The 26,166-nt window shown below is 53.1% G+C and carries 28 protein-coding genes; 17 read left to right on the top strand and 11 right to left on the bottom strand.

Annotated features, from left to right (window positions below; all coding sequences use genetic code 11):
• Nucleotides 1–211, bottom strand: a 211-nt coding sequence (locus N0B36_RS19760) for a hypothetical protein (protein ID WP_259688880.1), incomplete at its 3' end; no start/stop codon positions are given.
• 141 nt (nt 212–352) lie between these two features.
• Between N0B36_RS19760 and N0B36_RS19755 the strand changes: the two genes are divergently transcribed.
• Nucleotides 353–1,651: an MFS transporter gene (locus N0B36_RS19755; protein ID WP_016154060.1), complete on the top strand. Its 1,299-nt coding sequence runs from the start codon at nt 353–355 to the stop codon at nt 1,649–1,651.
• Here the strand turns inward: N0B36_RS19755 and N0B36_RS19750 are convergent.
• The 5 genes from N0B36_RS19750 to trxC all read right to left on the bottom strand — a co-directional run bounded on the left by N0B36_RS19750 (nt 1,648) and on the right by trxC (nt 7,370).
• On the bottom strand, nt 1,648–1,983 hold the full coding sequence (locus N0B36_RS19750) for a YfiM family lipoprotein (RefSeq protein ID WP_019077413.1): 336 nt from the start codon (nt 1,981–1,983) through the stop codon (nt 1,648–1,650). The two genes, N0B36_RS19755 and N0B36_RS19750, sit on opposite strands and share 4 nt — an antisense overlap.
• A 32-nt stretch (nt 1,984–2,015) precedes the next feature.
• Nucleotides 2,016–3,371 carry a CDP-diacylglycerol--serine O-phosphatidyltransferase gene (gene pssA, locus N0B36_RS19745; protein ID WP_003835350.1) on the bottom strand — a complete coding sequence of 452 codons (1,356 nt, stop codon included), beginning with the start codon at nt 3,369–3,371 and terminating at the stop codon, nt 2,016–2,018.
• 114 nt (nt 3,372–3,485) lie between these two features.
• Nucleotides 3,486–6,146, bottom strand: a complete 2,661-nt coding sequence (locus tag N0B36_RS19735) for a bifunctional acetate--CoA ligase family protein/GNAT family N-acetyltransferase (protein ID WP_137351770.1) — start codon at nt 6,144–6,146, stop codon at nt 3,486–3,488.
• A 36-nt stretch (nt 6,147–6,182) separates the two neighbouring features.
• A complete protein-coding gene (gene tapT, locus N0B36_RS19730) occupies nt 6,183–6,881 on the bottom strand; it encodes a tRNA-uridine aminocarboxypropyltransferase (protein WP_019077411.1) in 699 nt (232 codons plus the stop codon).
• Between the two features lie 69 nt (nt 6,882–6,950).
• On the bottom strand, nt 6,951–7,370 hold the full coding sequence (gene trxC / locus N0B36_RS19725) for a thioredoxin TrxC (protein ID WP_003037559.1): 420 nt from the start codon (nt 7,368–7,370) through the stop codon (nt 6,951–6,953).
• A gap of 207 nt (nt 7,371–7,577) precedes the next feature.
• Between trxC and N0B36_RS19720 the strand changes: the two genes are divergently transcribed.
• Complete coding sequence (locus N0B36_RS19720; RefSeq protein ID WP_016157178.1) at nt 7,578–8,657, top strand: tRNA/rRNA methyltransferase; 1,080 nt, start codon at nt 7,578–7,580, stop codon at nt 8,655–8,657.
• A gap of 33 nt (nt 8,658–8,690) precedes the next feature.
• On the opposite strand, the gene ung is transcribed toward N0B36_RS19720, so the two are convergent.
• A complete protein-coding gene (gene ung, locus N0B36_RS19715) occupies nt 8,691–9,380 on the bottom strand; it encodes a uracil-DNA glycosylase (protein WP_016154055.1) in 690 nt (229 codons plus the stop codon).
• 317 nt (nt 9,381–9,697) lie between these two features.
• On the opposite strand from ung, the gene grcA reads away from it, so the two are divergent.
• Nucleotides 9,698–10,081: an autonomous glycyl radical cofactor GrcA gene (gene grcA / locus N0B36_RS19710; RefSeq protein WP_003037563.1), complete on the top strand. Its 384-nt coding sequence runs from the start codon at nt 9,698–9,700 to the stop codon at nt 10,079–10,081.
• A 112-nt stretch (nt 10,082–10,193) separates the two neighbouring features.
• Here the strand turns inward: grcA and srmB are convergent, their stop codons facing one another.
• The gene (srmB, locus tag N0B36_RS19705; RefSeq protein WP_047501525.1) at nt 10,194–11,522 is read right to left on the bottom strand and encodes an ATP-dependent RNA helicase SrmB; all 1,329 of its coding nucleotides are present in this window, start codon (nt 11,520–11,522) and stop codon (nt 10,194–10,196) included.
• Nucleotides 11,523–11,652: 130 nt separating this feature from the next.
• On the opposite strand from srmB, the gene trmN reads away from it, so the two are divergent.
• Entirely contained in the window at nt 11,653–12,390 is a 738-nt protein-coding gene (gene trmN, locus N0B36_RS19700) for a tRNA(1)(Val) (adenine(37)-N(6))-methyltransferase TrmN (RefSeq protein WP_049282308.1), read from the top strand.
• Here the strand turns inward: trmN and nadB are convergent.
• Nucleotides 12,375–13,997 (bottom strand): L-aspartate oxidase, encoded by a 1,623-nt coding sequence (gene nadB / locus N0B36_RS19695; RefSeq protein WP_047358259.1) that lies wholly within the window; start codon nt 13,995–13,997, stop codon nt 12,375–12,377. The genes trmN and nadB overlap by 16 nt on opposite strands.
• A 263-nt stretch (nt 13,998–14,260) precedes the next feature.
• Here nadB and rseD point away from each other — a divergent pair, with 263 nt between their 5' ends.
• From rseD to acpS, 12 genes are all read left to right on the top strand, one after another.
• The gene (rseD, locus tag N0B36_RS19690) at nt 14,261–14,425 is read left to right on the top strand and encodes a rpoE leader peptide RseD (protein ID WP_049259737.1); all 165 of its coding nucleotides are present in this window, start codon (nt 14,261–14,263) and stop codon (nt 14,423–14,425) included.
• Nucleotides 14,422–14,997 carry an RNA polymerase sigma factor RpoE gene (rpoE, locus tag N0B36_RS19685; protein WP_003037573.1) on the top strand — a complete coding sequence of 192 codons (576 nt, stop codon included), beginning with the start codon at nt 14,422–14,424 and terminating at the stop codon, nt 14,995–14,997. The genes rseD and rpoE overlap by 4 nt, the downstream gene beginning before the upstream one ends.
• 31 nt (nt 14,998–15,028) lie before the next feature.
• Nucleotides 15,029–15,679, top strand: coding sequence for an anti-sigma-E factor RseA (gene rseA, locus N0B36_RS19680; protein ID WP_114680834.1), 651 nt, complete (start codon nt 15,029–15,031; stop codon nt 15,677–15,679).
• Nucleotides 15,679–16,635 (top strand): sigma-E factor regulatory protein RseB, encoded by a 957-nt coding sequence (gene rseB / locus N0B36_RS19675; protein WP_016154050.1) that lies wholly within the window; start codon nt 15,679–15,681, stop codon nt 16,633–16,635. The genes rseA and rseB overlap by 1 nt, the downstream gene beginning before the upstream one ends.
• Complete coding sequence (gene rseC / locus N0B36_RS19670; RefSeq protein WP_016157173.1) at nt 16,632–17,096, top strand: SoxR-reducing system protein RseC; 465 nt, start codon at nt 16,632–16,634, stop codon at nt 17,094–17,096. The genes rseB and rseC overlap by 4 nt, the downstream gene beginning before the upstream one ends.
• Before the next feature lie 215 nt (nt 17,097–17,311).
• A complete protein-coding gene (gene lepA / locus N0B36_RS19665; protein WP_003037577.1) occupies nt 17,312–19,111 on the top strand; it encodes a translation elongation factor 4 in 1,800 nt (599 codons plus the stop codon).
• Between the two features lie 15 nt (nt 19,112–19,126).
• Nucleotides 19,127–20,101, top strand: a complete 975-nt coding sequence (lepB, locus tag N0B36_RS19660; RefSeq protein WP_191220846.1) for a signal peptidase I — start codon at nt 19,127–19,129, stop codon at nt 20,099–20,101.
• 269 nt (nt 20,102–20,370) lie between these two features.
• Nucleotides 20,371–21,051: a ribonuclease III gene (gene rnc, locus N0B36_RS19655; RefSeq protein ID WP_003037579.1), complete on the top strand. Its 681-nt coding sequence runs from the start codon at nt 20,371–20,373 to the stop codon at nt 21,049–21,051.
• The gene (gene era / locus N0B36_RS19650; RefSeq protein WP_003037581.1) at nt 21,048–21,953 is read left to right on the top strand and encodes a GTPase Era; all 906 of its coding nucleotides are present in this window, start codon (nt 21,048–21,050) and stop codon (nt 21,951–21,953) included. The genes rnc and era overlap by 4 nt, the downstream gene beginning before the upstream one ends.
• A 132-nt stretch (nt 21,954–22,085) precedes the next feature.
• Nucleotides 22,086–22,814, top strand: coding sequence for a DNA repair protein RecO (gene recO / locus N0B36_RS19645; RefSeq protein ID WP_016154047.1), 729 nt, complete (start codon nt 22,086–22,088; stop codon nt 22,812–22,814).
• 15 nt (nt 22,815–22,829) lie between these two features.
• Nucleotides 22,830–23,561 carry a pyridoxine 5'-phosphate synthase gene (pdxJ, locus tag N0B36_RS19640; RefSeq protein ID WP_016157172.1) on the top strand — a complete coding sequence of 244 codons (732 nt, stop codon included), beginning with the start codon at nt 22,830–22,832 and terminating at the stop codon, nt 23,559–23,561.
• A complete protein-coding gene (gene acpS / locus N0B36_RS19635; protein ID WP_003037588.1) occupies nt 23,561–23,941 on the top strand; it encodes a holo-ACP synthase in 381 nt (126 codons plus the stop codon). The genes pdxJ and acpS overlap by 1 nt, the downstream gene beginning before the upstream one ends.
• A gap of 40 nt (nt 23,942–23,981) precedes the next feature.
• Here acpS and N0B36_RS19630 read toward each other — a convergent pair whose 3' ends face one another.
• Together N0B36_RS19630 and N0B36_RS19625 are read right to left on the bottom strand one after the other, a co-directional pair.
• Nucleotides 23,982–24,242, bottom strand: a complete 261-nt coding sequence (locus N0B36_RS19630) for a YfhL family 4Fe-4S dicluster ferredoxin (protein WP_003037590.1) — start codon at nt 24,240–24,242, stop codon at nt 23,982–23,984.
• A 55-nt stretch (nt 24,243–24,297) separates the two neighbouring features.
• Nucleotides 24,298–25,146 carry a MurR/RpiR family transcriptional regulator gene (locus tag N0B36_RS19625; RefSeq protein WP_047501531.1) on the bottom strand — a complete coding sequence of 283 codons (849 nt, stop codon included), beginning with the start codon at nt 25,144–25,146 and terminating at the stop codon, nt 24,298–24,300.
• A 117-nt stretch (nt 25,147–25,263) separates the two neighbouring features.
• On the opposite strand from N0B36_RS19625, the gene murQ reads away from it, so the two are divergent.
• A complete protein-coding gene (gene murQ, locus N0B36_RS19620; protein ID WP_016154044.1) occupies nt 25,264–26,157 on the top strand; it encodes an N-acetylmuramic acid 6-phosphate etherase in 894 nt (297 codons plus the stop codon).
• Nucleotides 26,158–26,166 lie beyond the last annotated feature (9 nt).

Genomic DNA, 26,166 nt, shown 5'->3' with positions numbered 1-26,166 from the left:
GAAGTGAAACGCCGTAGCGCCGATGGTAGTGTGGGGTCTCCCCATGCGAGAGTAGGGAACTGCCAGGCATCAAATAAGTGAAGAAGCCCATCCTGCCGGATGGGCTTTTTTGCGTCTGCAGGGAGTGAAAACTGCCGGATGCAGCGTACCATTTTATCCAACCCATAAAAGCCCACTCTATTTCAAACCGATTTTTCTCTTTCTCGAACATATCTGAATCCTTTCTCTGCTAATGAAAACCGTGATCTTTCTCTCATAATAAATTATAACAATTATATAACATTTATTTCACCAAAAAAGACACAACCACCATTGATAAATTAATGCAATCGTTGGCAGGGGTACAATTCTAATGGCTGATAGCAGTGTAACTGAGAACGGGGCGCTGGCAGACGGCGATACTCGGCGTCGTATATGGGCGATTGTCGGAGCATCATCAGGGAATCTGGTCGAATGGTTTGATTTCTATATCTATTCTTTCTGCTCTCTCTATTTTGCTCATATCTTTTTTCCATCAGGAAACACCACCACGCAACTCTTACAAACAGCCGGAGTTTTTGCTGCAGGCTTTCTGATGCGACCGATTGGCGGCTGGCTGTTTGGTCGCATCGCGGATAAGCACGGGCGTAAAAAGTCGATGCTGCTGTCAGTTTGTATGATGTGTATGGGATCGCTGGTGATCGCTTGTCTTCCGGGATATGAAACCATCGGTACCTGGGCTCCTGCTCTATTGCTGCTGGCTAGGTTATTTCAGGGGCTGTCTGTGGGTGGTGAATACGGGACCAGCGCTACCTATATGAGTGAAGTAGCCGTTGAAGGTAAGAAAGGTTTTTATGCTTCCTTCCAGTACGTGACGTTAATCGGCGGGCAGTTACTGGCACTGCTGGTTGTGGTCATATTACAGCAAACGTTAGAAGACTCAGCGCTAAGATCGTGGGGTTGGCGTATTCCATTTGCGTTGGGCGCCGTACTGGCTATTGTTGCGTTATGGCTACGTCGACAGTTGGATGAAACCTCGAAACAGGACGTTCGCGCGCTGAAAGAAGCTGGCTCTCTGAAAGGTCTGTGGCGTAATCGCAAAGCCTTCATCATGGTGCTTGGCTTTACCGCTGCTGGCTCGCTGTGTTTTTACACGTTCACAACCTACATGCAGAAGTACCTGGTTAATACCGCCGGTATGCATGCCAACGTAGCCAGTGGGATTATGACGGCGGCACTGTGTGTGTTTATGCTGGTGCAACCGTTGTTCGGTGCCTTGTCAGATAAAATTGGCCGACGTACTTCAATGCTGTGTTTTGGCGCGTTGGCCGCGATTTTCACCGTCCCCATTCTGACAGCGTTGCAAAGCGTGACGTCTCCGTATATGGCGTTTGCTCTGGTGATGTGTGCCTTGCTGATTGTGAGTTTCTATACGTCAATCAGCGGTATTCTGAAGGCCGAGATGTTCCCGGCACAGGTGCGCGCTCTGGGGGTTGGATTATCTTATGCTGTGGCTAATGCTCTGTTTGGTGGCTCAGCCGAATATGTTGCGTTATCCCTGAAGTCTGTCGGTATGGAAACAACATTCTTCTGGTACGTTACAGCACTGGCAATAGTCGCATTTTTGGTATCGCTGATGCTGCATGGGAAGGGGAAAGGTCTGCGCCTCTAGTGATGTGCCAGTTGCCAGACTGCATAGCCGGTAGACGCGCCTGCAACATCCCAGGCGAAGTCTTTCCAGCTCCAGCCGCTCCCAGCGGGGCGGCTGTCCCATAGCTCTTTTGACGCGCCCAGGCTGACAGAGAACATCAGGCCGATAGCCGCGCTGCGATCGCGGCTGTTGCCCTGATGTTGAGCATATTCGTTTCCAGCTGCGGAGAGCATAGCGGAGGCGATAAAGTGTTGAGCCTTGTCTTGTCCGCTCCAGCGGTCGTTTGCCATGTGGCTGCAGCCAGAAATGGCCAGAATACTGAAAAGAATAAACAAGCGCACCGTTGCCTCCATAGGAAAAACCCCGTCACTGGACGGGGTCTTGGTTACAGAATACGGCTAATTAGTCTGTCGATACGGATACGGCGTAGTCGACGGATGAGCTTACGCACTTTGACTGGATAGTCGGCAATGCTTTGCAGGTCGCGATAGTGCTTAACGACGGTGGTATGCGTGCGAATAAGCTCCAGCTCTTTATCGCGCTGGGGAGTCAGTTCTTGCTTCGGATCGTGGATAAGGATGGCGTTTTCCAGATCCAGACGCCAGGCGCGAGGGTTAAGGTTGTTGCCGGTGAGCAGCATCCATTTATCATCAACCCACATGCCTTTCAGATGATAGGTGTTGTCATCATCTTTCCATAAGCGCACGACCAGTTGGTCGGTATTCACGTAATATTGCAGTCTGCTCAGGAAACGGCGCAGGTTAATTTCATACAGGTAGGGCAGCGCGCCGATGATTTTAAATGGCTCATCTTCTGGAATGAAAAAGTCGTTGGCGGTTTTATCACCGACAATGATCTCGACCTTTTTGCCTTCACGCAGCAGCTGAATGATATTGCGCACCAGTATAGCGGGCAGGTTGAAATAAGGGGTACAGATTGTGAGCTTGTGCTCCGCGCAGGGCATAAGGTGGAAAATGGTCTTATTTAACAGACTGGATTTTCCAAGGCCTACCAGAGGCGTTACCGAAAGCTGTTCATTATCCGCATCACCCTGAAAATGGAATGACGCATCGCGCAGTTCCTGACGGTACAGGCGGATGTCGTTTTTAATTTCCGGGCTTTTAGGGCGATTAATATCATCAAGGCGATTAACGCCGCGACCGTTCATCAGGTTCTGCGTGACCCAATCGAACATGATATCGGCCATTTGCGCGTTGCGAATCAACTGATAACGGTCATAGCGATATTTATCATGCTGATGCAGATAAACATCATTCAGGCTGGCCCCGCTATACAGGACGCTGTCATCGATGATAAAGCCTTTAAAATGCAGGACGCCAAGCGCTTCTCGGGTGTTAATCGGAACACCGTAGACAGGAATATCAATACCTGGGTTTTCTTGTGCCATTCGGCAATACCAGTCAGCGTTGGTATTAGATGCCGCAGCACCAATACGTCCGCGCTGGGCTCGGTGCCAGTCGACAAGCACCCGGACATCCAGTTCAGGACGCTGCCGTTTTGCCGCATAGAGCGCGTCGAGTATGCCTTTGCCACCGTCATCCTGTTCCAGGTACAGCGCAATAATGCAGATCCGTCGCGTCGCGCTGGCTATTTTTTCCAGCAGAGTCTCCCTGAAATTAGCGGGAGCATAAAAGAAATCTACATCATCAACTGACTGAGAAATCTTGGGTAGTTGGGCAAGGTGTTGTTGATGTTTATTACGCTTAAATTTTGACAACATCACAGTGCATTTCTTCTCTGTTCATTGAAGGGTCCTCTGTGCTATGCAGACGACATAAGCGGGTAATGATACCACCAGTACCTATTAATGTGGTCAACATTTCCAGTACCTTACTCACGATTCCTCAAATTGGGCCAGATTAAGCGTTAGCCCAACAATTCCCTCTTCGAGTTGGACGTCAACAGCGAACCCGAGTTTCCGGGCCAGGGCGACCATCCCACGATTGTTTGGCATCGTAATACCATTCAAACGTCTAAGTCCGTGATCTCGGGTATATGCAATTAATTTTTCCATCAACCGGCGACCCAGTCCAAGCCCTTTGAGATCTGAACGAACCAGCACGGCGAACTCGGCGTCAATGTTATCAGGATCCGAGATTGCTCGCGTTACGCCGAGGATCTCTTGCTGATTGTTTTTACAGCGTACCGCAACAAAGGCCATTTCCCGATCGTAGTCGATCTGCGTCATATTGGCTAAATCTTCGTGGGTAAATTCGTTGATCTCACTGAAATAGCGATAATAAAGATCTTCTTTTGTTACCTGAGAAATGAACTGCTGCAGATGAGGTTCATCCTCGGGCAAAATAGGGCGGAACAAGCAACGCTCGCCGTTCTTCAACTCCACCCATTCTTCAAGCTGATGGGGGTAGGGACGTATAGCCAGTCTGCTTTCGTTATCGCCCGTGAAAGGGGCAATGTCCAGCGTGACATCCAGCGCGGTAAATTCACCGGCGGAGGCCAACAGCGGATGAATATCCAGACGCTGAATTTCCGGACAATCGACGATCAGATTGGAGACCTGCACCAGAAGCTGACTTAACCCGGCGATATCCAATGGGCGTAATGCGCTGCGAGCGCGGATCTTTTTATTTTTGATCCCCTGGATCACCAGATAACGCGCCAGATTCATGTTCAATGGCGGCAACGCCACCACGGCCTGCTCTTCTGGTCGCCACTCAACTCCGCCTTCACCAAGCATAATCAACGGGCCAAATACCGGGTCGTGTTCAACGACAACGCGCAGCTCCTGAGCGCCAGCGCGATTCGCCATACTTTGTACTAATAAACCGTGAATGCGCGCCTGCGGCCAGGCCATTTTTACCCGATCAAAAATCGCATTGGCTGCCTGCTGCACCTCTGTTGCCGTTCGCAGGTAGAGCATTACCCCCTGAACTTCTGATTTATGCGGGATATCAGGAGAACGCAGCTTTAGCGCCACCGGGTAACCGATTTGCTCCGCGATGTGTACGGCTTCAGCGCTGTCGCTGGCGATCCACGTCGGCAGCGTGTGTAAGCCATAGGCTTGTAAAATCGGCTGCACTTCATGGGTATCCAGCGACGTTGCTCCTTCAGCAATCGCCTGCTGTAACAGATTATGCGCCTCGGCGGTATTGGTGGTCAGGTAGTCGGGCAGCGCAGGGGTTTCCCGCAGTTGCTTCTGGTTACGCCGGTACTCCACCATATGCATAAACGCGGTGATGGTGCCTTCTGGCGTGCGGTAGGTAGGTAATCCGGCTTCGCTAAACAGTCTACGGGCTTCCTGGGAGGAAAACTCTCCGCACCAGTTGGTCAGCAACGAGACGAACTTACCGCGGGGATGACGTTTTACCGCTTCGATTAACGCTTGTGCGCTTTCTGTTCCCGGGGCGGCTGCGCTGGGTGAGTGAATCACCATCAGTGCGTCGAAATCCTGGCTGGCGAGCAAGATATCCAGCGTCTTAACGTAGTGTTCGCTGCTGGCGTCGTCACGCAGATCCAGCGGGTTGGCGATATCAATATGTTCAGGTAACGTATCGCGTAATTTCTGGCAGGTATCTTCACTCAATGTCGCCAACTTGCCATTTTTTGACCACAGCTCATCTAATGCCAGTGCGGCAGGCGCGGCCCCATTGCTGATGATCATCAGCCTGTCGCCGCGCAGTGGACGCATGTGGCTCAGGGTTTCTACCGCAGAGAACAGCTCGTGAGTGTCTTGTACGCGTAATAAACCGGCACGCTGGATAGCCGCGTCCCACGCTGGGTCCATCCCTGCGCTGGTATGCAATAAACGCTGCGCCGCCGGGCTGCGACCACTCTTAATCACCAGAATGGGTTTATTGCGCGAGGCGCTACGGGCGGCGGAGACAAAGCGCCGGGCATCACTTAAATGTTCGAGATATAGCAATATCGCGCTGGTTTTACTGTCGCGCGCCAGGTAATCCAGCAGTTCATCAACGTCGATATCAAGGCTGTCGCCCAGCGCGATAAACCAGGAAAAACCCATGTCGCGCTGCTGCGCCCAGTCCAGAATGGTGTTGGAAATCGCCGCTGACTGGGAAATAAATGCCAACTTACCGCGCTTGATGGGGACGGGAGAAAAGCTGGCGTTAAGCCCCTGCCAGGGCGCGAGAAGTCCCAGGCTGTTGGGGCCTAGCAGACGTATGTTGTAGCGTGCGGCGCAGGCCAACAATTCCAGGTGCTGCGATGCGGGAGCTGAAAGAATAATGCAGGTTTTACAGCCTTTCTCGCCAAGCGCTTCGAGTAATGCCAGGTTGCGGCTGGCATTGGTGCACAACACGGCAAGGTCTGGGCTAAAAGGCAGGCTGTTGATATTGGGCCAGGCCAGGACGCCCAACACCGCTTTCCATGCTGGCGTCACTGGTAAAACAGGTCCATTGAAACCGCCGGCAAGCAGGTTACGCATCATCAGGTAACCTGCGCGATTAGGCTTCATTGACGCCCCAATCACCGCAATGGATTTCGGTCGCAGTAGTGCTTCCAGACCACGCTGACTCATATCGGCTTCCTTAATGACACCAGTGACCGAATGATTTTAAACGCTTTCTGGCGAGTCTGCTGTGACGCTTCCCTGATGTTGAGTTTTTCCTGCCAGGTAGCGGGTTTTAAAGCGAGTGAAATGATCGCTCAACCCCTCCGCGGCTTGCGTATCGCCCGCCAGATCCAACAACGCGATGGCCACTTCGGCAGTACAGTATTGCCCTTCGGCGTGAATGCCACGCAGGTGGTAAGCGGAAAGTCGCGATAAATCAACGGAGATCACCGGCAGGTTATCAAGGTACGGGCTTTTGCGGAACATTTTACGCGCTTCAGGCCAGGTACCATCAAGCATGATAAACAACGGTGGTTTACCGGCTGGTGGCGCGAAAATCACTTCACGCTCTTCGCCCGCATAGGATGCCGGGAATACAACCATCGGCTGGTAATCCGGATTTTTCACCAGTTCGAGCAGCGCCTGTGGCGGTTCGGTGCGTGACCACTGAAACGCCGTGGTATCGGGCAAAATATCGGCAATCAAACGTCCCGTGTTGCTGGGCTTCATCGGCTCGGTATCAAACATCACCAGACAAAAGCGGCTTTTGGCCTCAGACGGCACCAGCGTTGCACACAAGCAGAGCTTCAGCGGCAGCAGGCAGCGCTGACAGCGGCGAATGCGATTACCTCGGGCAAGGAAAGGGCGCGTGGCGCGCGCGAGGCGCTCAGCGCGTAACTGAAGAACAGCGTTATCGGTCATGGGAGAACACGTTGAAAAACGCTATTGTCGCAGAGGTGAAAACGGGGCACAAGATGCGCCCCGTAGAGATTATAATGATTCGTTAAGCCAGCTATCAAACGGGGCTTTAGGTACGGCGCCATTAAGCATGTCGACGATTTCACCTTTTCTGAAGATCATAATGGTCGGGATGCTGCGGATACCGAAACGGGCGCTGAGTTCTCGCTCGGCTTCTGTATTCACTTTAACAAAACGCACTTTACCGCTACGCTCTTCCGCGACATCTTCAAAAATCGGGGCGAAGTTACGGCATGGACCACACCAGGGGGCCCAAAAATCAACCACCACCGGGAGATCGTCTTTTAACAGTTTATCCAGTGTTTCACCGGTCGCATTGATCACCTCCCCATCAAACAGGTCGTGACCACAGCGTCCGCATTTAGCCGCTTCCTGGACACGATCGTCGGGGATGCGGTTGATAGCCTGGCAGCTGGTACAAACGGTATTCATAACTAACCTCTGGATGAGTGGAGTGGACTTCACGGCAGTAACGCCAGTATGTTTCTATTATGTTACATATTATCGGGGAGTCTGTTCTAAACAACAATGCGTTTTATTCAATGAGTACAATAGTCCTTAGCTTTTAAATGAAATAATGGCTAACGACGTGCACATCGGGTAATCTTCGCGCTTCGCGCAGAGCAGGTGGAGAAAAACATGAGCGACGAACTGAAGAATAAAAACGGCAAGGTCAAAGTGATGTACGTCCGCAGTGACGATGACTCGGACAAACGCACCCAAAATCCACGTACTGGTAAAGGCGGCGGTCGCCCCGGTACTTCCCGAGCCGAAGGCGGTCGTCGCCCTGCCCGTGATGACAGAAAGGGTCCGAACAGCGAACGTGGTCGTGAACGTGGTCGTGGCCGCGATGTAGAACGCGACCGTGGACGTGAAGATTCACCATGGCGTACCGTGTCCCGCGCACCGAATGATGATGCAGCAGACAAAGCCGATCACGGTGGTATCAGCGGCAAAAGCTTTATCGATCCTGAAGTATTACGTCGTCAGCGCGCGGAAGAAACCCGCGTTTACGGTGAGAATGCCTGTCAGGCTCTGTTCCAGAGTCGTCCGGACGCTATTGTTCGCGCCTGGTTTGTTCAGAGCGTAACCCCACGCTTTAAAGAAGCATTACGCTGGATGGCGGCGAACCGCAAAGCCTACCACGTGGTTGACGAAGCCGAGCTGGCGAAAGCCTCCGGCACTGAACACCATGGCGGCGTCTGTTTCCTGATCAAAAAACGTAACGGTACCACTGTTAAGCAGTGGGTTGGTCAGGCCGGGGCGCAGGATTGCGTGCTGGCCCTGGAAGACATTGCTAACCCGCACAACCTGGGCGGCATGATGCGTAGCTGCGCGCACTTCGGTGTGAAAGGCGTGGTGGTACAGGATGCGGCGCTGTTGGAATCAGGTGCGGCTATCCGCACCGCTGAAGGCGGAGCTGAGCACGTTCAGCCGATCACCGGTGACAGTATTGTCGATGTGCTGGACGACTTCCGTAAAGCGGGTTACACGGTAGTGATGACCTCAAGCGTGAAAGGCAAGCCGCTGTTTACTACCACGTTGCCGGAAAAAATGGTGCTGGTATTAGGGCGTGAGCGTGAGGCTCTGCCAGAAGCAGCATGCTCAGCCGACGACCTGTGCGTGGCGATAGACGGTACGGGCAACGTAGAAACGCTCAACGTTTCTGTCGCGACCGGCGTGCTGCTCGCGGAGTGGTGGCGTCAGAACAAAGCCTGATAATAAAAATGCCAGCGATTCGCTGGCATTTTTTTACTCGCTTTCTGCGGGTAATACCGGCGTCCAGTCAATCGGCTTTTCACCTCGCTGTTCCAGCCACTCATTAGCCAGTACAAAGTGATTGCAGCCAAAGAAACCGCGATGCGCAGAGAGCGGTGATGGGTGCGGCGCTTTCAATACATGGTGACGCTGCGCATCAATAATCGCGCCTTTCTTTTGTGCGTGTGAACCCCAGAGCAGGAATACCACGCCTTCCCGATGTTGGTTAATCAGGCTGATGACTTTATCGGTAAATGTTTCCCATCCCAGACTGGCGTGCGAATGTGCCTGCCCGGCACGGACGGTAAGCACGGTGTTGAGTAACAGCACACCCTGGCGTGCCCAGCTTTCCAGATATCCGTGCGTTGGGCGTGTGAAGCCAGGAATCGTTGCTTCCAGCTCTTTGTACATGTTCAGCAACGAGGGCGGGGTGGCAATACCGGGGCGGACAGAAAACGCGAGACCGTGTGCCTGGCCCGGACCGTGGTATGGATCCTGCCCCAGGATGACGACTTTCACGTCGCCAAGTTCGGTAAAGCGAAAAGCGTTGAATACATCTTTTTGTGGCGGATAAATTGTCATACCTGACTGACGCTCGCCCGCCACAGTATGCAGCGTGTTAACAAAATAAGGCTGCTGTTTCTCTTCTGCCAGCACATCGTGCCAGGTTAATTCGGTGGCCATCTCGCTCTCCTGCGAATTTTCAATCCCCCTAGCTTAACTGCTTCTTTCGGCGTCGCAAAATTCTGTACGTTTCTCAAGGGTCTACCCCTTAAAGATAGTTGAAAATTTATGTAAAAAGTTTAGCTGCGCATGTGGCGTAAGTTGATGTAAAACAATAAAATCCACCTATCACCACTTTTCATGTGTGGTTTTTATTGATTTAAATCAAAGATTCAAGGGTGTGTGAGGGGTATATATACACTCAAGCAACAATGGTTTTACCAATTGGCCGGATGACGGCCAACCGAGATCAAATAATTTTGCCGGGGAGGCATCAAATGATTACAGGTATCCAGATTACTAAAGCTGCAAATGACGACCTGCTGAACTCTTTCTGGCTGCTGGACAGCGAAAAAGGCGAAGCACGCTGCATCGTTGCGAAAGCAGGTTTCAATGCTGATGAAGTCGTTGCTGTCAGCAAACTGGGTGAAATCGAATACCGTGAAGTACCGGTAGACGTACAGCCGGAAGTCCGTGTGGAAGGTGGTCAGCACCTGAACGTGAACGTTCTGCGCCGCGAAACTCTGGAAGATGCGGTTAAGCATCCGGAAAAATATCCGCAGCTGACCATCCGTGTTTCTGGTTATGCCGTGCGTTTCAACTCTCTGACGCCAGAACAGCAGCGCGACGTTATTGCTCGTACCTTTACTGAGAGCCTGTAAGGTTCACGGGGAATAACCCCGTCTGGCAGAGAATCTGAAAGCGGAAGATGCCAACGTATCTTCCGCTTTTTTGTGCACAAAAAATGCCGGGCTAAACGGCCCGGCATTCGGTTTACTCTTTGTCGGACTGCTGGGAAGCAGCTCCGCTTGGCTTACGGCGTTTGCCGACATTTTTGGCGTCGCGGTGACGTTTTTTCACCCGCGGTTTCTCTTTCTCTTTCGCTTTTTGCTCCGCGCGCTTCGCCAGCACTTTCTTGGATGGCTTACCGTTAGATTTCTCACTTGGCGCGCGCGTGGTTGGACGCAGTTCGTCGATGACGCGTGCTTTCAGTGGCTCGTCAATGTAGCGGCTCGCTTTGCCGAGCAGCAGATGGTCGTGGGCTTCAACCAAAGAGATCGCAGTACCTTTACGGCCTGCACGACCGGTACGGCCAATGCGGTGCAGATAGGCATCACCACTGCGCGGCATGTCGAAGTTAAACACATGGCTGACGTCAGGAATATCGATCCCACGAGCGGCAACGTCGGTTGCTACCAGCACGTTCACACGACCATCGGTCAGGCGTTTGATCGCTTCATTACGTTTGTTCTGCACCATCTCGCCTTCGAGATAGCAGTTATTAATGCCCGCCTGGCGCAGCCAGCCTGCCAGCTCGTGCACACGCTCGCGTTTACGTACGAAGACAATCGAGCGAGTCGCTTCCGGCTGTTTTAACAAATGGATCAGCAGGGCCGTTTTGTGCTCGATGTCATCGGCACGGTAGTAAAACTGATGAATTTTCTTGCGTTCGCGCGTAGACGGATCCGCCGAAACTTCGACCGGATCCTCCAGCAGACGCTCAGCAAAATCTTTGATCGCATCGCCTTCCAGCGTGGCGGAGAACAGCATAGTTTGCTTACGCCAGCGGGTTTCTCCAGCGATATGCTCGATGTCCTGGGCAAAGCCCATGTCCAACATGCGGTCTGCTTCATCGAGGATTAGTGTCTCAACCGCATGGCAGTCGAAGTTTTCTTCTTTAATGTACTGCAGCAGACGACCGGTAGTGGCGACCACGATGTCCTGGTTTTCGCTAAAGACTTCCATGTGGTTCATGTAAGCCACGCCGCCGGTAATCGTGGCGATATCCAGATGCGTATTCTTCGCCAGTTCACGGGCGTGTTCGGCAACCTGCATCGCCAGTTCGCGCGTCGGGGTCAAAATCAAAATGCGCGGCGGGCCAGATTTCTTGCGCGGGAAGTCGAGCAGGTGCTGCAACGCTGGCAGCAAATATGCCGCCGTTTTACCGGTGCCTGTCGGCGCAGAACCGAGTACATCACGGCCATCGAGCGCAGGCGGAATGGCGGCAGCCTGAATGGCGGTCGGGCGAGTGAAACCTTTTTCCTGGAGGGCATCCAGAAGGCTTTCATCGAGTTCAAGTTCGGAAAAAGTCGTTACAGTCATGTTCTACCTCTGAGTGGGGCGCTGATTATAGACGTTACGGCTGCAATCTTCATCTGTTTGTATGGATATACCTTCTCAGGTATTGTTTTTATCCTATGTTATCGTTTTTTTTCCAGGAAGGTTGTTCTTCATGCCCCAGTCTACATCCGTACTTAGACGTAATGGATTTACTTTTAAGCAGTTTTTTGTGGCACACGATCGTTGTGCAATGAAAGTCGGAACGGACGGCATTTTATTGGGGGCCTGGGCCCCTGTTGCTGGCGTAAAGCGGATCCTGGATATTGGTACCGGGAGCGGCCTGTTGGCGCTGATGCTGGCCCAGCGCACAGATGAAAACGTCATCATTGACGCCGTGGAGCTTGATGTTGATGCCGCGCAGCAGGCGCAGGAGAACATCGCGCAATCTCCGTGGATGCATCGCGTGAACGTTCATACGGAAGATGTGCAGCAGTGGGTACCGCGCCAGACCGTGCGCTTTGATTTGATCATCAGCAACCCTCCCTATTATGAACAGGGAGTGGGATGTGCCACGCCGCAGCGCGAGCAGGCTCGCTACACCACCACGCTCGATCATCAAGTATTGCTGACGCTGGCGGCAGACAGCATTACGGAAGAAGGCTTTTTCTGTGTGGTGCTGCCCGAACAGATTGGTAACGTCTTTTCCCAGCAGGCACTGGGCATGGGCTGGCATCTGCGATTGCGCACGGATGTAGCAGAAACCGAGGCCCGACTACCGAATCGGGTACTGCTGGCATTCTCCCCGCAGGCCGGGGAGTGCTTTAGTGACAGGCTGGTGATCCGTGGGCCAGACCAACGTTACTCTGAAGGTTACACGGCGCTGACCCAGGCGTTTTATCTGTTCATGTGATGACTTAGCGGCGAGAGAATGGACGGGCCCGCCTCTGGAAGCTGTTCTGGATAATCCAGCGTATAGTGCAGGCCCCGACTCTCTTTACGCATCATCGCGCAGCGGACAATCAGCTCAGCAACCTGCACCAGATTGCGCAGTTCCAGCAAGTTGTTCGACACGCGGAAATGAGCGTAATACTCGTCGATTTCCTGTTGCAACATGGTGATACGGCGCAGGGCGCGCTCCAGACGTTTAGTTGTGCGCACGATACCGACGTAATCCCACATAAATAGCCGCAGCTCATGCCAGTTATGCTGAATCACAACCAGTTCATCCGGGTTTTCTACCCGGCTTTCATCCCAATCCGGGAGGGTGCTGACGCTGCGAGCATAAGGCATTCGCCTGTCGATATCTTCAGCCGCGGACCAGCCGTAAACCAGGCACTCCAGTAATGAGTTTGACGCCATCCGGTTGGCTCCATGCAGGCCGGTGTAACTCACTTCGCCGATCGCATACAGCCCGTCGACATCCGTACGGCCAAAGTCATCCACCATCACGCCGCCGCAGGTATAGTGCGCGGCAGGAACGATGGGAACCGGCTCTTTGGTCAAATCGATGCCCAGTCCCAGCAATTTTTCATAAATCATCGGGAAATGCTGACGAACAAATTCTTCCGGTTTATGGCTGATGTCGAGAAACATGCAGTCAGCGCCCAGGCGCTTCATTTCGTGGTCAATGGCGCGGGCAACAATATCGCGGGGAGCCAGTTCGCCACGCTCGTCAAAATCGGGCATAAAGCGCGAACCGTCCGGGCGCTTCAGATGTGCGCCTTCGCCACGCAGCGCCTCGGTTAGCAGAAAGTTGCGCGCCTGCGGATGATACAGCGCTGTCGGGTGAAACTGGTTAAATTCCAGGTTGGCGACACGGCATCCCGCACGCCAGGCCATCGCAATCCCGTCACCCGAGGAAATATCTGGATTGGTGGTGTATTGGTACACCTTTGACGCGCCGCCGGTGGCCAACACTACTGACTTGGCATGGCAGGTTTCTACGGCTTCTTTATTACGGTTCCAGATCCAGGCTCCGACAACCCGACGCGTTCCCGGCAGACCGATTTTATCAGAGACAATCAGATCGACGGCATTACTGCGCTCAAGAACCCGTATGTTGGGGTGATTTTGTGCCTGGCTGACGAGGGTGGTTTCGACTTCTTTACCGGTGGCATCCGCAGAGTGCAGAATGCGTCGATGGCTATGACCGCCTTCACGGGTCAGGTGATAGCTTTCTTCACCGTTGGGCTGAACCTGCGTATCAAATAAGACGCCCTGATCGATAAGCCACTGAACGCAGGTGCGGGCATTGCTGGCGACAAATTCAACCGCATGGCGATCGCACAGGCCGGCCCCGGCAATCAGAGTATCTTCAACGTGGGAATCGATGCTGTCGGTTTCATCAAACACCGCGGCAATACCGCCCTGGGCATAAAATGTCGAGCCTTCGCTGACCGGACCTTTGCTCAGGACAATAACCTGATGTTTTTCGGCCAGGCGCAGCGCCAGTGAGAGTCCGGCAGCCCCGCTGCCAATGATCAGCACGTCACAGGATAATTCAGGAGTCGTATTCATGATTTTTGTTTAATTTACTAAACAGTGTTTGGTCACCATAGCACCACATTGCGCGATACTGCACGTTTTATTTTTAAATGTGTTGCAGTGACTAAACATGAAAAAAAAGCATGACGAGGGCGAAATGAGCAAAAATATTTTGTGAAGCAGGCCGTTAGCACCAGATTATGTGATGAAATAAAGTGGCCGTTGGGTTACTCTGCAAGCGGTGAAATGGGCATTTCTAAACAGATAGTGCGTCGATCGGATTATGTAGACTTATAATGAGAGATAAGACCTGTCTACAACATGACAAACAAAAAACAATGCGTAACGGAACTTTACGAAACTTGAGCACTCTAAGCATTTGCTTGCTCATAGTGAAGCTGATGGAGTGGCGTTTCGAAGGCGCGTGGAAATTTGGTTTGGGGAGACTTTACCTCGGATGAGCGAGCAGTTAACGGACCAGGTCCTGGTAGAACGGGTCCAAAAGGGAGATCAGAAAGCCTTTAACCTACTGGTAGTGCGCTATCAGCATAAGGTGGCGAGTCTGGTTTCTCGCTATGTACCGTCGGGCGATGTACCCGATGTAGTACAAGAAGCATTTATCAAGGCCTATCGTGCGCTGGACTCGTTCCGGGGAGATAGTGCTTTTTATACCTGGCTGTATCGTATTGCAGTCAATACAGCGAAGAATTACCTGGTCGCTCAGGGGCGTCGTCCGCCTTCCAGTGATATTGATGCGATTGAAGCAGAAAATTACGAAAGTGGCGGTGCGCTGAAAGAAATTTCGAACCCTGAGAACTTAATGTTGTCAGAAGAACTGAGACAGATAGTTTTCCGGACTATTGAGTCCCTCCCGGAAGATTTACGCATGGCAATAACCTTGCGGGAGCTGGATGGCCTGAGCTATGAAGAGATAGCCGCTATCATGGATTGTCCGGTAGGTACGGTGCGTTCACGTATCTTCCGAGCGAGGGAAGCTATTGATAATAAAGTTCAACCGCTTATCAGGCGTTGACGATAGCGGGATACTGGAAAAGGTATTAGGCATGCAGAAAGAAAAACTTTCCGCTTTAATGGATGGCGAAACGCTGGATACTGAGTTACTCAAAGAGCTGACTCATGACCCGGAAATGCAAAAAACCTGGGAGAGTTATCACCTGATTCGCGATTCCATGCGAGGTGATACCGCCGACGTTCTCCATTTCGATATTTCCGCCCGCGTAATGGCTGCCATCCAGGATGAGCCAGTACGTCAGACGGTGCCATTGATTCCTGAGGCCCAGCCAGCACCGCACCAGTGGCAGAAAATGCCATTCTGGAAGAAAATGCGTCCGTGGGCCGCGCAGCTTACCCAAATGGGTGTGGCCGCGTGTGTATCACTTGCAGTTATTGTTGGCGTCCAGCACTATAATGGGCAATCTGAAACGTCCCAGCAGCCCGAAACGCCGGTATTTAATACATTACCGATGATGGGTAAAGCCAGTCCGGTAAGCCTGGGTGTACCCTCTGACGCGACGGCCAGCGGCGGTCAGCAACAGCAGGTACAGGAGCAGCGTCGTCGTATTAATGCCATGTTGCAGGACTACGAACTGCAACGTCGACTGCACTCTGAACAGCTTCAGTTTGAGCAGGCCCAAACACAGCAAGCCGCTGTGCAGGTGCCAGGAATTCAAACTTTAGGAACGCAATCGCAGTAATGAAGCAACTTTGGTTTGCCATGTCACTTGTGGCTGGTAGCCTGTTTTTCTCTGTAAACGCCTCGGCCAATCCTGCGTCCGGGGCGTTGTTGCAGCAGATGAATCTGGCCAGCCAGTCGCTAACCTATGAGCTGTCATTTGTCAGCATCAATAAGCAGGGTGTTGAATCCCTACGTTATCGCCATGCTCGCCTGGATAACCGTCCGCTAGCGCAACTGTTGCAAATGGATGGACCGCGCCGGGAAGTGGTGCAGCGTGGCAATGAAATCAGCTATTTTGAGCCTGGTCTCGAACCGTTCACGCTGAACGGCGACTATATCGTTGACTCTCTGCCCTCTCTGATTTACACCGACTTCAAACGTCTTGCTCCCTACTATGACTTTATCTCAGTAGGTCGCACCCGCATTGCCGATCGGCTCTGTGAAGTGATCCGCGTAGTCGCCCGTGACGGTACGCGTTACAGCTATATCGTCTGGATGGACACGGAGACTAAGCTGCCGATGCGCGTCGATCTTCTCGACCGTGATGGTGAGACGCTGGAACAGTTCCGTGTTATCGCCTTTACCGTAAACAACGGCGTTAGCGATAGCATGCAGGCGCTGGCGAAAGCCAATCTACCGCCGTTGCTGTCAGTTCCTGCTGGCGAGAAAACCAACTTCAACTGGAGTCCGTCGTGGTTGCCGCAAGGCTTCAGCGAAGTTTCCAGCAGTCGACGTCCGCTGCCGACGATGGATAACATGCCGATCGAATCGCGCCTATATTCTGATGGCCTGTTCAGTTTCTCCGTGAACGTAAACCGTGCGATGCAAAACAGCGCCGATCAGCTGTTGCGAACCGGGCGTAGAACGGTTAGCACCAGCGTGCGTGATAACGCAGAAATTACGATTGTGGGCGAGCTTCCACCGCAAACGGCGAAGCGTATCGCGGACAATATTAAGTTCAGGGCTGCACAATGATTAAAGAGTGGGCGACAGTCGTCTCCTGGCAAAATGGTCTGGCGACGGTCAGCTGTGATGTTAAAGCATCATGTAGCAGCTGTGCTTCCCGGGCCGGATGCGGGAGCCGCGTGCTGAACAAACTTGGGCCGCAGACCACGCATACCATCGTGGTGCCCAGCGACGAACCCTTAGCGCCCGGTCAAAAAGTTGAACTGGGTATTGCCGAGGGTAGCCTGCTGGGTTCAGCGATGTTGGTCTACATGTCTCCGTTGGCGGGGCTCTTTCTCTTCGCAGCGCTATTCCAGGTGCTGTTTGGTTCCGACCTTGCGGCATTAAGCGGAGCCGTGCTGGGGGGCGTGGGCGGATTCCTGATTGCCCGTGGATACTCTCGTAAGCTTGCTGAGCGCGAAGCCTGGCAGCCGGTCATTCTGAACGTTGCTCTTCCACCCGATCTCATTCGCGTCGAAACCCAACAGTGATAGCTTTGCCGGATGGCGCTTGTGTCGCCATCCGGCAAAAGTTTCACCGACTTTGCAAAGTTGTTTCCAGTTCCCGCTATCCTTGCTCTATGAACATTTCCTCGCCTCAGCGTTGTAGTGTAGAATGCGGCGTTTCACTTAAACAGACGTTAAGCTCAGATCAGCGACTTCTCAGAGCCTGCTCAGGCGGGCGTAAGGCACAATAATTACACTATATGAAGAACATACGTAACTTTTCAATCATAGCTCACATCGACCACGGTAAATCGACGCTGTCTGACCGTATTATCCAGATCTGCGGTGGCCTGTCTGACCGTGAAATGGAAGCGCAGGTTCTCGACTCGATGGATCTTGAGCGTGAGCGCGGTATTACTATCAAAGCGCAGAGCGTGACGCTCGATTTCAAAGCATCTGATGGTGAAACCTATCAGCTTAACTTTATCGACACCCCGGGCCACGTTGACTTCTCGTATGAAGTTTCCCGCTCGCTTGCCGCCTGTGAAGGCGCATTGCTGGTGGTTGATGCCGGACAGGGCGTCGAAGCACAGACCCTGGCTAACTGCTATACCGCCATGGAAATGGATCTGGAAGTGGTGCCGGTACTGAACAAAATTGACCTGCCAGCCGCCGATCCTGAGCGTGTGGCGGAAGAGATCGAAGATATCGTCGGTATCGATGCGACGGATGCCGTTCGCTGCTCGGCGAAAACCGGCGTTGGCGTCACTGACGTTCTTGAACGTCTGGTGCGCGACATTCCGCCGCCGGAAGGCGACCCGGAAGGTCCGTTACAGGCGCTAATCATCGACTCCTGGTTCGATAACTACCTGGGCGTCGTGTCACTGGTGCGTATTAAAAACGGCACCATGCGTAAAGGCGACAAAATTAAAGTGATGAGCACCGGTCAGGTCTATAACGCTGACCGTCTGGGCATCTTCACGCCAAAACAGGTTGACCGTACCGAGCTGAAATGCGGCGAGGTGGGTTGGTTGGTTTGTGCGATTAAAGACATCCTGGGCGCACCGGTTGGCGATACCCTGACGCAGGCGCGTAACCCGGCGGACAAGCCGCTGCCAGGCTTTAAAAAAGTGAAGCCGCAGGTTTACGCCGGTCTGTTCCCGGTGAGCTCTGACGACTACGAAAACTTCCGTGACGCGCTCGGCAAGCTGAGCCTCAACGATGCCTCCCTGTTCTATGAACCGGAAAGCTCAACCGCGCTGGGCTTCGGCTTCCGCTGTGGCTTCCTCGGTCTGCTGCACATGGAGATCATTCAGGAACGTCTGGAACGTGAATACGATCTGGATCTGATCACTACCGCGCCGACCGTAGTCTACGAAGTCGAAACCACGGCGAAAGAGACGATCTACGTCGATAGCCCGTCCAAGCTGCCGCCGTTGAACAACATTTACGAACTGCGAGAGCCGATTGCTGAGTGTCACATGCTGCTGCCGCAGGCTTACCTCGGTAACGTCATCACGCTGTGTATCGAGAAGCGCGGCGTACAGACCAACATGGTTTACCACGGTAACCAGGTGGCGCTGACCTATGAAATTCCGATGGCGGAAGTGGTACTCGACTTCTTCGACCGTCTGAAGTCAACTTCTCGCGGCTATGCGTCGCTGGACTATAACTTCAAACGTTTCCAGGCGTCTGACATGGTGCGCGTTGATGTTCTCATCAACAACGAACGTGTCGATGCGCTGGCGCTGATTACCCACCGCGACAACTCCCAGAGCCGTGGTCGTGAACTGGTCGAGAAGATGAAAGATCTGATCCCTCGCCAGCAGTTTGATATCGCGATCCAGGCGGCCATTGGTACGCACATCATCGCGCGTTCAACGGTTAAGCAGCTGCGTAAAAACGTTCTGGCGAAATGCTACGGTGGCGATATCAGCCGTAAGAAAAAGCTGCTGCAAAAACAGAAAGAGGGTAAAAAGCGCATGAAGCAGATCGGTAACGTCGAACTGCCACAGGAAGCCTTCCTCGCCATTCTGCATGTCGGTAAAGACAGCAAATAATCTTAAGGAGTTGGCATGGCGAACATGTTTGCCCTGATTCTGGTGATTGCCACACTGGTGACGGGCATTTTATGGTGCGTAGATAAATTCATCTTCGCGCCTAAACGCCGGGAGCGTCAGGCAGCAGCGCAAGCTGCTGCAGGTGATTCACTGGATAAAGCAACGCTGAAAAAAGTGGCCCCTAAGCCAGGCTGGCTGGAAACCGGGGCATCCGTTTTCCCGGTTTTAGCTATTGTGCTGGTGGTGCGTTCATTTATTTATGAGCCGTTCCAGATCCCGTCTGGTTCGATGATGCCGACACTGCTTATCGGTGACTTTATCCTGGTGGAGAAATTCGCCTACGGGATTAAAGATCCGATTTACCAGAAAACGCTGATCGAAACCGGCCATCCGAAACGCGGTGATATCGTGGTGTTTAAATACCCGGAAGATCCGCGTCTGGACTACATCAAACGTGCTGTCGGTTTACCGGGAGACAAAGTGACGTACGATCCGGTGGCGAAAGAGATAACTATTCAGCCTGGATGCAGTTCCGGTCAGGCGTGTGAAAACGCGCTGCCGGTAACGTACTCTGATGTTCAGCCAAGTGATTTTGTGCAGACCTTTGCGCGTCGTAACGGCGGTGAAGCGACCAGCGGCTTCTTTGAGGTTCCGCTGAATGAAACGAAAGATAACGGTATTCGCCTCTCCGAGCGTAAAGAAACGTTGGGTGAGGTAACGCACCGCATTCTGACCGTGCCAATCGCGCAGGATCAGGTGGGGATGTATTACCGTCAGCCAGGCCAGCAGTTGGCAACCTGGATCGTCCCGCCGGGACACTACTTCATGATGGGTGATAACCGTGACAATAGCGCGGACAGCCGTTACTGGGGATTTGTGCCGGAAGCGAATCTGGTTGGTAAAGCGACCGCTATCTGGATGAGTTTCGATAAGCAAGAAGGCGAATGGCCGACCGGTGTGCGTTTAAGCCGTATTGGTGGCATTCACTAATCGCTGATAATCGTTCACGTTGTCGTCATTATGGCGACAACGTGAATTATTTCTCGGATAAATTCCCGCAGACTAACGACATCCCTTGTCGTTGTGTATAGAATATTCCCCCGAAGTTTGAGGTTGGCACCGACAGGTTGCCACGGCACACGAAACAGCGTTGGTTTGTGTATAAATGCATTCAGCCGAAGCGGGATGGCTAAGCGAAATGCGTATATCAGGTCTGTTTCGTGTGCTGAATTGTTGACGCATTCATTTATTGGTATCGCATGAACCCCATCGTAATTAATCGGCTTCAACGGAAGCTGGGCTACACTTTTAATCATCAGGAGCTGTTGCAGCAGGCATTAACTCACCGTAGCGCCAGCAGCAAACATAACGAGCGTTTAGAATTTTTAGGCGACTCTATTCTGAGCTTTGTTATCGCTAATGCGCTGTATCACCGTTTTCCGCGTGTGGATGAAGGTGATATGAGTCGCATGCGCGCGACGCTGGTTCGCGGCAATACGCTGGCTGAATTAGCCCGTGAGTTTGACCTCGGTGAATGTTTACGTTTGGGGCCAGGCGAGCTGAAAAGCGGCGGTTTCCGTCGTGAATCGATCCTGGCAGATACCGTTGAAGCTTTGATCGGCGGCGTCTTCCTCGACAGCGATATTCAAACCGTTGAACAACTGATCCTGAACTGGTATCAGACTCGTCTGGATGAAATTAGCCCAGGCGATAAACAAAAAGATCCGAAAACGCGCCTGCAGGAATATTTGCAGGGTCGCCACCTGCCGCTACCGTCCTATCTGGTGGTGCAGGTTCGTGGTGAAGCACACGATCAAGAATTTACTATCCACTGCCAGGTCAGCGGCCTGAGTGAACCGGTGGTTGGCACAGGTTCGAGCCGTCGTAAGGCTGAGCAGGCTGCCGCCGAACAGGCGTTGAAAAAACTGGAGCTGGAATGAGCGAAGAGAAAACTTACTGCGGATTTATTGCCATCGTCGGTCGCCCGAACGTCGGCAAATCCACCCTGTTGAATAATCTGCTTGGGCAGAAGATTTCCATAACCTCACGTAAGGCTCAGACAACACGTCACCGTATTGTTGGCATCCATACCGAAGGTGCGTATCAGGCGATTTATGTTGATACCCCGGGCCTGCATATGGAAGAAAAACGGGCGATCAACCGCCTGATGAACAAAGCGGCAAGCAGCTCGATTGGTGATGTTGAACTGGTTATTTTCGTTGTGGAAGGCACCCGCTGGACGCCGGACGACGAAATGGTGCTCAACAAGCTGCGCGACGGTAAAGCCCCGGTTATTCTGGCTGTGAACAAAGTTGACAACGTTCAGGAAAAAGCCGATTTACTGCCGCACCTGCAGTTCCTGGCAAGCCAGATGAACTTCCTTGATATCGTCCCGATTTCTGCCGAAACCGGCCTGAATGTTGATACCGTTGCGGGCATCGTGCGTAAGCACCTGCCGGAAGCCATTCATCACTTCCCGGAAGATTACATCACCGACCGTTCTCAGCGCTTTATGGCGTCTGAAATCATCCGTGAAAAGCTGATGCGTTTTCTGGGGGCTGAACTGCCGTACTCCGTTACCGTGGAGATTGAACGTTTTATCTCTAACGAACGCGGTGGTTACGATATTAACGGGCTGATCCTCGTTGAACGTGAAGGGCAGAAGAAGATGGTTATTGGCAACAAAGGGGCCAAAATTAAAACCATCGGCATCGAAGCGCGTAAAGACATGCAGGAGATGTTCGAAGCGCCCGTTCACCTCGAGCTGTGGGTGAAAGTGAAATCCGGCTGGGCCGATGACGAGCGCGCGCTGCGTAGCCTCGGTTACGGCGACGACGTCTAATTTTTCATAGGTTATGGCTTTCGAGGTGCAGGAAGGCGGCAAGACCGCAGATCCTCGGGAGCTTACTCAAGTGAGTGACTGGGGTGAGTGGGCGCAGCCAACACACCTGCAGCTTGAAAGACGGCGGGTATGATGGAAGGATGGCAACGCGCTTTTGTCCTGCATAGCCGCCCGTGGAGCGAAACCAGTCTCGTGCTGGACGTCTTCACGGAAGAATCGGGTCGTGTGCGCCTGGTGGCTAAAGGCGCGCGCTCCAAACGTTCTAATCTCAAAGGCGCGCTCCAGCCTTTTACTCCGTTGTTGCTTCGCTTTGGTGGACGTGGTGAGGTCAAAACCTTACGCAGTGCCGAAGCCGTTTCTCTGGCTCTCCCCCTTAGCGGTATCACACTGTACAGCGGCTTGTATATCAACGAGCTTATCTCTCGTGTACTTGAGTATGAGACCCGCTTTTCTGAACTCTTTTTCGACTACCTGAACTGTATTCAGGCGCTGGCTGGCGCGACGGGTTCGCCAGAGCCTGCGCTGCGTCGCTTTGAGCTGGCCTTACTTGGACATCTGGGGTACGGCGTCGATTTTACCCACTGTGCGGGTAGTGGCGAGCCGGTGGACGACACCATGACCTATCGTTACCGGGAAGAAAAAGGGTTTATCGCAAGCGTAGTGATTGATAACGCCACCTTTACCGGACGCCATCTGAAAGCACTCGAATCGCGGGAATTTCCGGATGCTGATACGCTTCGCGCCGCGAAACGCTTTACCCGCATGGCGTTAAAGCCGTATCTTGGTGGTAAGCCGTTAAAAAGCCGGGAACTGTTCCGGCAATTTATGCCAAAACGCGCAGTAAAAACAAAAAATGATTAACGAGGATGGATTGCCATGGCCGAATTACTGTTAGGCGTCAACATTGACCACATTGCCACTTTACGTAATGCACGCGGCACCGCATACCCTGACCCGGTTCAGGCGGCGTTTATCGTTGAGCAGGCGGGCGCAGACGGCATTACCGTGCACCTGCGTGAAGACCGTCGCCATATTACCGATCGCGACGTGCGCATTTTGCGCCAGACGCTGGATACGCGTATGAATCTGGAAATGGCGGTAACCGAAGAGATGCTGGCGATTGCCGTTGAGACTAAGCCGCATTTTTGCTGCCTGGTGCCGGAAAAACGTCAGGAAGTGACGACTGAAGGTGGCCTGGACGTCGCGGGTCAGCGTGACAAGATGCGCGATGCCTGCAAACGCCTGGCGGATGCAGGCATTCTGGTTTCGCTGTTTATCGATGCGGATGACGAACAGATTAAGGCCGCTGCTGAAGTCGGCGCGCCGTACATCGAAATTCACACCGGCTGTTACGCCGATGCGAAAACCGACGCTGAACAGGCCAGCGAACTGGCGCGTATCGCCAAAGCGGCGACCTTTGCCGCCAGCCTTGGCCTGAAGGTGAATGCGGGGCACGGCCTGACGTACCACAACGTTAAAGCCATCGCCCGGATCCCGGAAATGCACGAGTTGAACATTGGCCATGCCATTATCGGCCGCGCGGTGATGAGCGGTCTGAAAGATGCAGTAGTCGAAATGAAGCGCCTGATGCTGGAAGCGCGTGGCTAATGGCGATTCTGGGATTAGGTACGGATATCGTGGAGATTGCCCGCATCGAAGCGGTGATCTCCCGTTCCGGCGACCGTCTGGCAAGACGCGTGCTCAGCGACAACGAGTGGGCAATCTGGGAGACGCATCAGCAACCGGTGCGCTTTCTGGCGAAGCGTTTTGCGGTCAAAGAGGCGGCAGCAAAAGCCTTTGGTACCGGTATTCGCAACGGTCTGGCGTTTAATCAGTTTGAAGTCTTTAACGACGAACTCGGTAAGCCGCGTCTACGGTTATGGGGGGAGGCGTTAAAACTGGCGGAAAAACTCGGCGTCGCACATATGCATGTGACGCTGGCCGATGAGCGTCACTACGCCTGCGCCACGGTGATTATCGAGAGCTAACGTTTCATCGGCCTGATAAGCATAGCGTCATCAGGCAACGTTACAGCTTATCGGCGTGGTGCATCAGTACAAACTTATCCCACAGCTGCTCTTCCGTTTCGACATGTGCCGGATCTTTCAAAATAGTATTGGGGATCGGGCACACCTTCTGACAGGTTGGTGTGTCGTAATGGCCTACGCATTCCGTACACTTGTCGCTGTTAATCTCGTAAATGCTGTCACCCATCGAAATCGCCTCATTCGGGCATTCGGGCTCGCACATATCGCAATTGATACACTTTTTAGTGATTAACAGGGCCATCAGGAAACTCTCAAAACATCACAAATCGGGCGGGCATTATACGCGCATTCTTTGCTCAGACCAGTTTTTTTACCAGTGCTTCGCTGTGGCGAATGCGTTCCGGGGCATGCTCCAGATCTTGCTGCACCAGCGCCATAAACAGTAAATCAGTGAGCATCATTTGCGCATGGGTAGAGGAAATCGCTGCGCTGCGCGTGGCCTGTTCTTCAGCAATCGTGTACAGACAATGAGTTGCGCGCTGTTGCAGGGCGTTAGGTGTAAATCCGGTGATGGCGAGAATTTTGGCTCCGGCGCGCAACGTTTCATCCGCAGCCAGGTTGAGTTCGCGGCGTTCTCCGGTATACGAAATGGCCAGCAGCAGATCGTTGGGTGAAAGCGCCTGCACCGCCGCCAGCAGGGCGTGCATATCGCGTTCAACCACCGCGTTAAACCCAATCTTTAGCAGTTTCCAGGCAAAATTCTGCGCTACCAGACCCGATGCGCCAATCCCGGTCAGGATAATGCGCCGGGCTGAGCGCAGCATCGTGACGCTCTCCATCAGTTTCTCTTCGCTGTTGACATCCAGCGTCGCATGCATCGCCGCCACGTTCTCTTTAATCAGCTTTTCGCCCACCATACGCATGGGATCGTCACCGCGAATCTGATTATGCACCGGAATGGAATGAGGGTTGGGATTGCTGGCCAACGCTTCGCTAATCGCCAGTTTCAGCGCCGGAAACCCTTTAAAGCCCATCTTTTGCGCGAACTTCACCACGCTGGACTGGCTGACGCCTGCTTCAAAGGCCAGCTGCTGTGAGCTGAGATGACGCGCGGTATCCGGCTGAGCAAGAAGATAATCCGCAAGTTTTTTATCGCTTTGCGCGAGGTCCGGGTAACGCTGACGAATGCGAATTAAACAGTTCATGCTGTCTCCTGGCGAAAACGTGATGGCGATTGCAAAACAAAATTTCACTCGCCTGGATGAATATAATATTCCATTATGACAGATTATTATGAATTAAAAATTCCTAAGGAACAAAAAATGAATCTCGGTGCATTAGTTTCAGAAACCCGCAATCCACAGACCATGGATCTGGATGCGCTCTCAACGTTGGAGTTGGTTCATCGATTTAATCAACAGGATACGCTGGTAGCGGAAGCAGTAAAAGCAACTCTGCCTCAAGTTGCGTGCGCGGTCGATGCGGCAGCTAACGCGCTAAAAGCCGGTGGACGCATTATTTACATGGGCGCAGGTACCAGCGGACGTCTTGGGGTGCTGGACGCGTCTGAGTGCCCACCGACCTTCGGTGTACCGCATGGTCTGGTAGTTGGGCTGATTGCCGGGGGGCCGGGCGCGCTGCTCAAGGCGGTAGAAGGCGCGGAAGATAACCCGCAGTTAGGCGAAGACGATCTGCGCGCACTCAACCTTACCGCACAGGATCTGGTGGTTGGTCTGGCGGCTTCAGGTCGCACGCCGTATGTGATTGGCGGGCTGAAATATGCGCGTTCGGTGGGCTGTACGACGGCGGCTATTTCCTGCAATCCGGATTCTCCTGTCGCGCATGAAGCGGATATTGCGATCTCCCCGGTGGTGGGGCCGGAGGCGTTGACCGGGTCAACACGACTGAAATCCGGCACCGCGCAAAAACTGGTGCTCAATATGATCTCCACCGGTGCGATGGTGAAATTTGGCAAGGTGTACCAGAACCTGATGGTGGATATGCAGGCAACCAACGTCAAACTGGTCGATCGGGCGTGCCGTATGGTGGTTGAAGCCACCGGCATTGCGCGTGAACAGGCGCAAGCGCTGTTAAAGCAGACTGATTTTGACGTTAAGCCAGCGATTTTAATGGCGCTCACCGGCCTGGATGCCGCTGCCGCCCGTGAAAAGCTTGCCGCTCACCAGGGTTTTTTACGCGCGGCGTTAGAACACTAAGAGGTGTAT

Source organism: Citrobacter sp. XY323 (assembly GCF_025106035.1).
GTDB lineage: Bacteria > Pseudomonadota > Gammaproteobacteria > Enterobacterales > Enterobacteriaceae > Citrobacter > Citrobacter braakii.
This window is presented reverse-complemented; position numbering and strand designations above follow the sequence as displayed.

Coding starts and splice junctions, on each gene's coding strand:
- N0B36_RS19755 (WP_016154060.1), top strand. CDS start 353: ATGGCTGATAGCAGTGTAACTGAGAACGGGGCGCTGGCAGACGGCGAT.
- N0B36_RS19750 (WP_019077413.1), bottom strand. CDS start 1,983: ATGGAGGCAACGGTGCGCTTGTTTATTCTTTTCAGTATTCTGGCCATT.
- pssA (WP_003835350.1), bottom strand. CDS start 3,371: ATGTTGTCAAAATTTAAGCGTAATAAACATCAACAACACCTTGCCCAA.
- N0B36_RS19735 (WP_137351770.1), bottom strand. CDS start 6,146: ATGAGTCAGCGTGGTCTGGAAGCACTACTGCGACCGAAATCCATTGCG.
- tapT (WP_019077411.1), bottom strand. CDS start 6,881: ATGACCGATAACGCTGTTCTTCAGTTACGCGCTGAGCGCCTCGCGCGC.
- trxC (WP_003037559.1), bottom strand. CDS start 7,370: ATGAATACCGTTTGTACCAGCTGCCAGGCTATCAACCGCATCCCCGAC.
- N0B36_RS19720 (WP_016157178.1), top strand. CDS start 7,578: ATGAGCGACGAACTGAAGAATAAAAACGGCAAGGTCAAAGTGATGTAC.
- ung (WP_016154055.1), bottom strand. CDS start 9,380: ATGGCCACCGAATTAACCTGGCACGATGTGCTGGCAGAAGAGAAACAG.
- grcA (WP_003037563.1), top strand. CDS start 9,698: ATGATTACAGGTATCCAGATTACTAAAGCTGCAAATGACGACCTGCTG.
- srmB (WP_047501525.1), bottom strand. CDS start 11,522: ATGACTGTAACGACTTTTTCCGAACTTGAACTCGATGAAAGCCTTCTG.
- trmN (WP_049282308.1), top strand. CDS start 11,653: ATGCCCCAGTCTACATCCGTACTTAGACGTAATGGATTTACTTTTAAG.
- nadB (WP_047358259.1), bottom strand. CDS start 13,997: ATGAATACGACTCCTGAATTATCCTGTGACGTGCTGATCATTGGCAGC.
- rseD (WP_049259737.1), top strand. CDS start 14,261: ATGAGAGATAAGACCTGTCTACAACATGACAAACAAAAAACAATGCGT.
- rpoE (WP_003037573.1), top strand. CDS start 14,422: ATGAGCGAGCAGTTAACGGACCAGGTCCTGGTAGAACGGGTCCAAAAG.
- rseA (WP_114680834.1), top strand. CDS start 15,029: ATGCAGAAAGAAAAACTTTCCGCTTTAATGGATGGCGAAACGCTGGAT.
- rseB (WP_016154050.1), top strand. CDS start 15,679: ATGAAGCAACTTTGGTTTGCCATGTCACTTGTGGCTGGTAGCCTGTTT.
- rseC (WP_016157173.1), top strand. CDS start 16,632: ATGATTAAAGAGTGGGCGACAGTCGTCTCCTGGCAAAATGGTCTGGCG.
- lepA (WP_003037577.1), top strand. CDS start 17,312: ATGAAGAACATACGTAACTTTTCAATCATAGCTCACATCGACCACGGT.
- lepB (WP_191220846.1), top strand. CDS start 19,127: ATGGCGAACATGTTTGCCCTGATTCTGGTGATTGCCACACTGGTGACG.
- rnc (WP_003037579.1), top strand. CDS start 20,371: ATGAACCCCATCGTAATTAATCGGCTTCAACGGAAGCTGGGCTACACT.
- era (WP_003037581.1), top strand. CDS start 21,048: ATGAGCGAAGAGAAAACTTACTGCGGATTTATTGCCATCGTCGGTCGC.
- recO (WP_016154047.1), top strand. CDS start 22,086: ATGGAAGGATGGCAACGCGCTTTTGTCCTGCATAGCCGCCCGTGGAGC.
- pdxJ (WP_016157172.1), top strand. CDS start 22,830: ATGGCCGAATTACTGTTAGGCGTCAACATTGACCACATTGCCACTTTA.
- acpS (WP_003037588.1), top strand. CDS start 23,561: ATGGCGATTCTGGGATTAGGTACGGATATCGTGGAGATTGCCCGCATC.
- N0B36_RS19630 (WP_003037590.1), bottom strand. CDS start 24,242: ATGGCCCTGTTAATCACTAAAAAGTGTATCAATTGCGATATGTGCGAG.
- N0B36_RS19625 (WP_047501531.1), bottom strand. CDS start 25,146: ATGAACTGTTTAATTCGCATTCGTCAGCGTTACCCGGACCTCGCGCAA.
- murQ (WP_016154044.1), top strand. CDS start 25,264: ATGAATCTCGGTGCATTAGTTTCAGAAACCCGCAATCCACAGACCATG.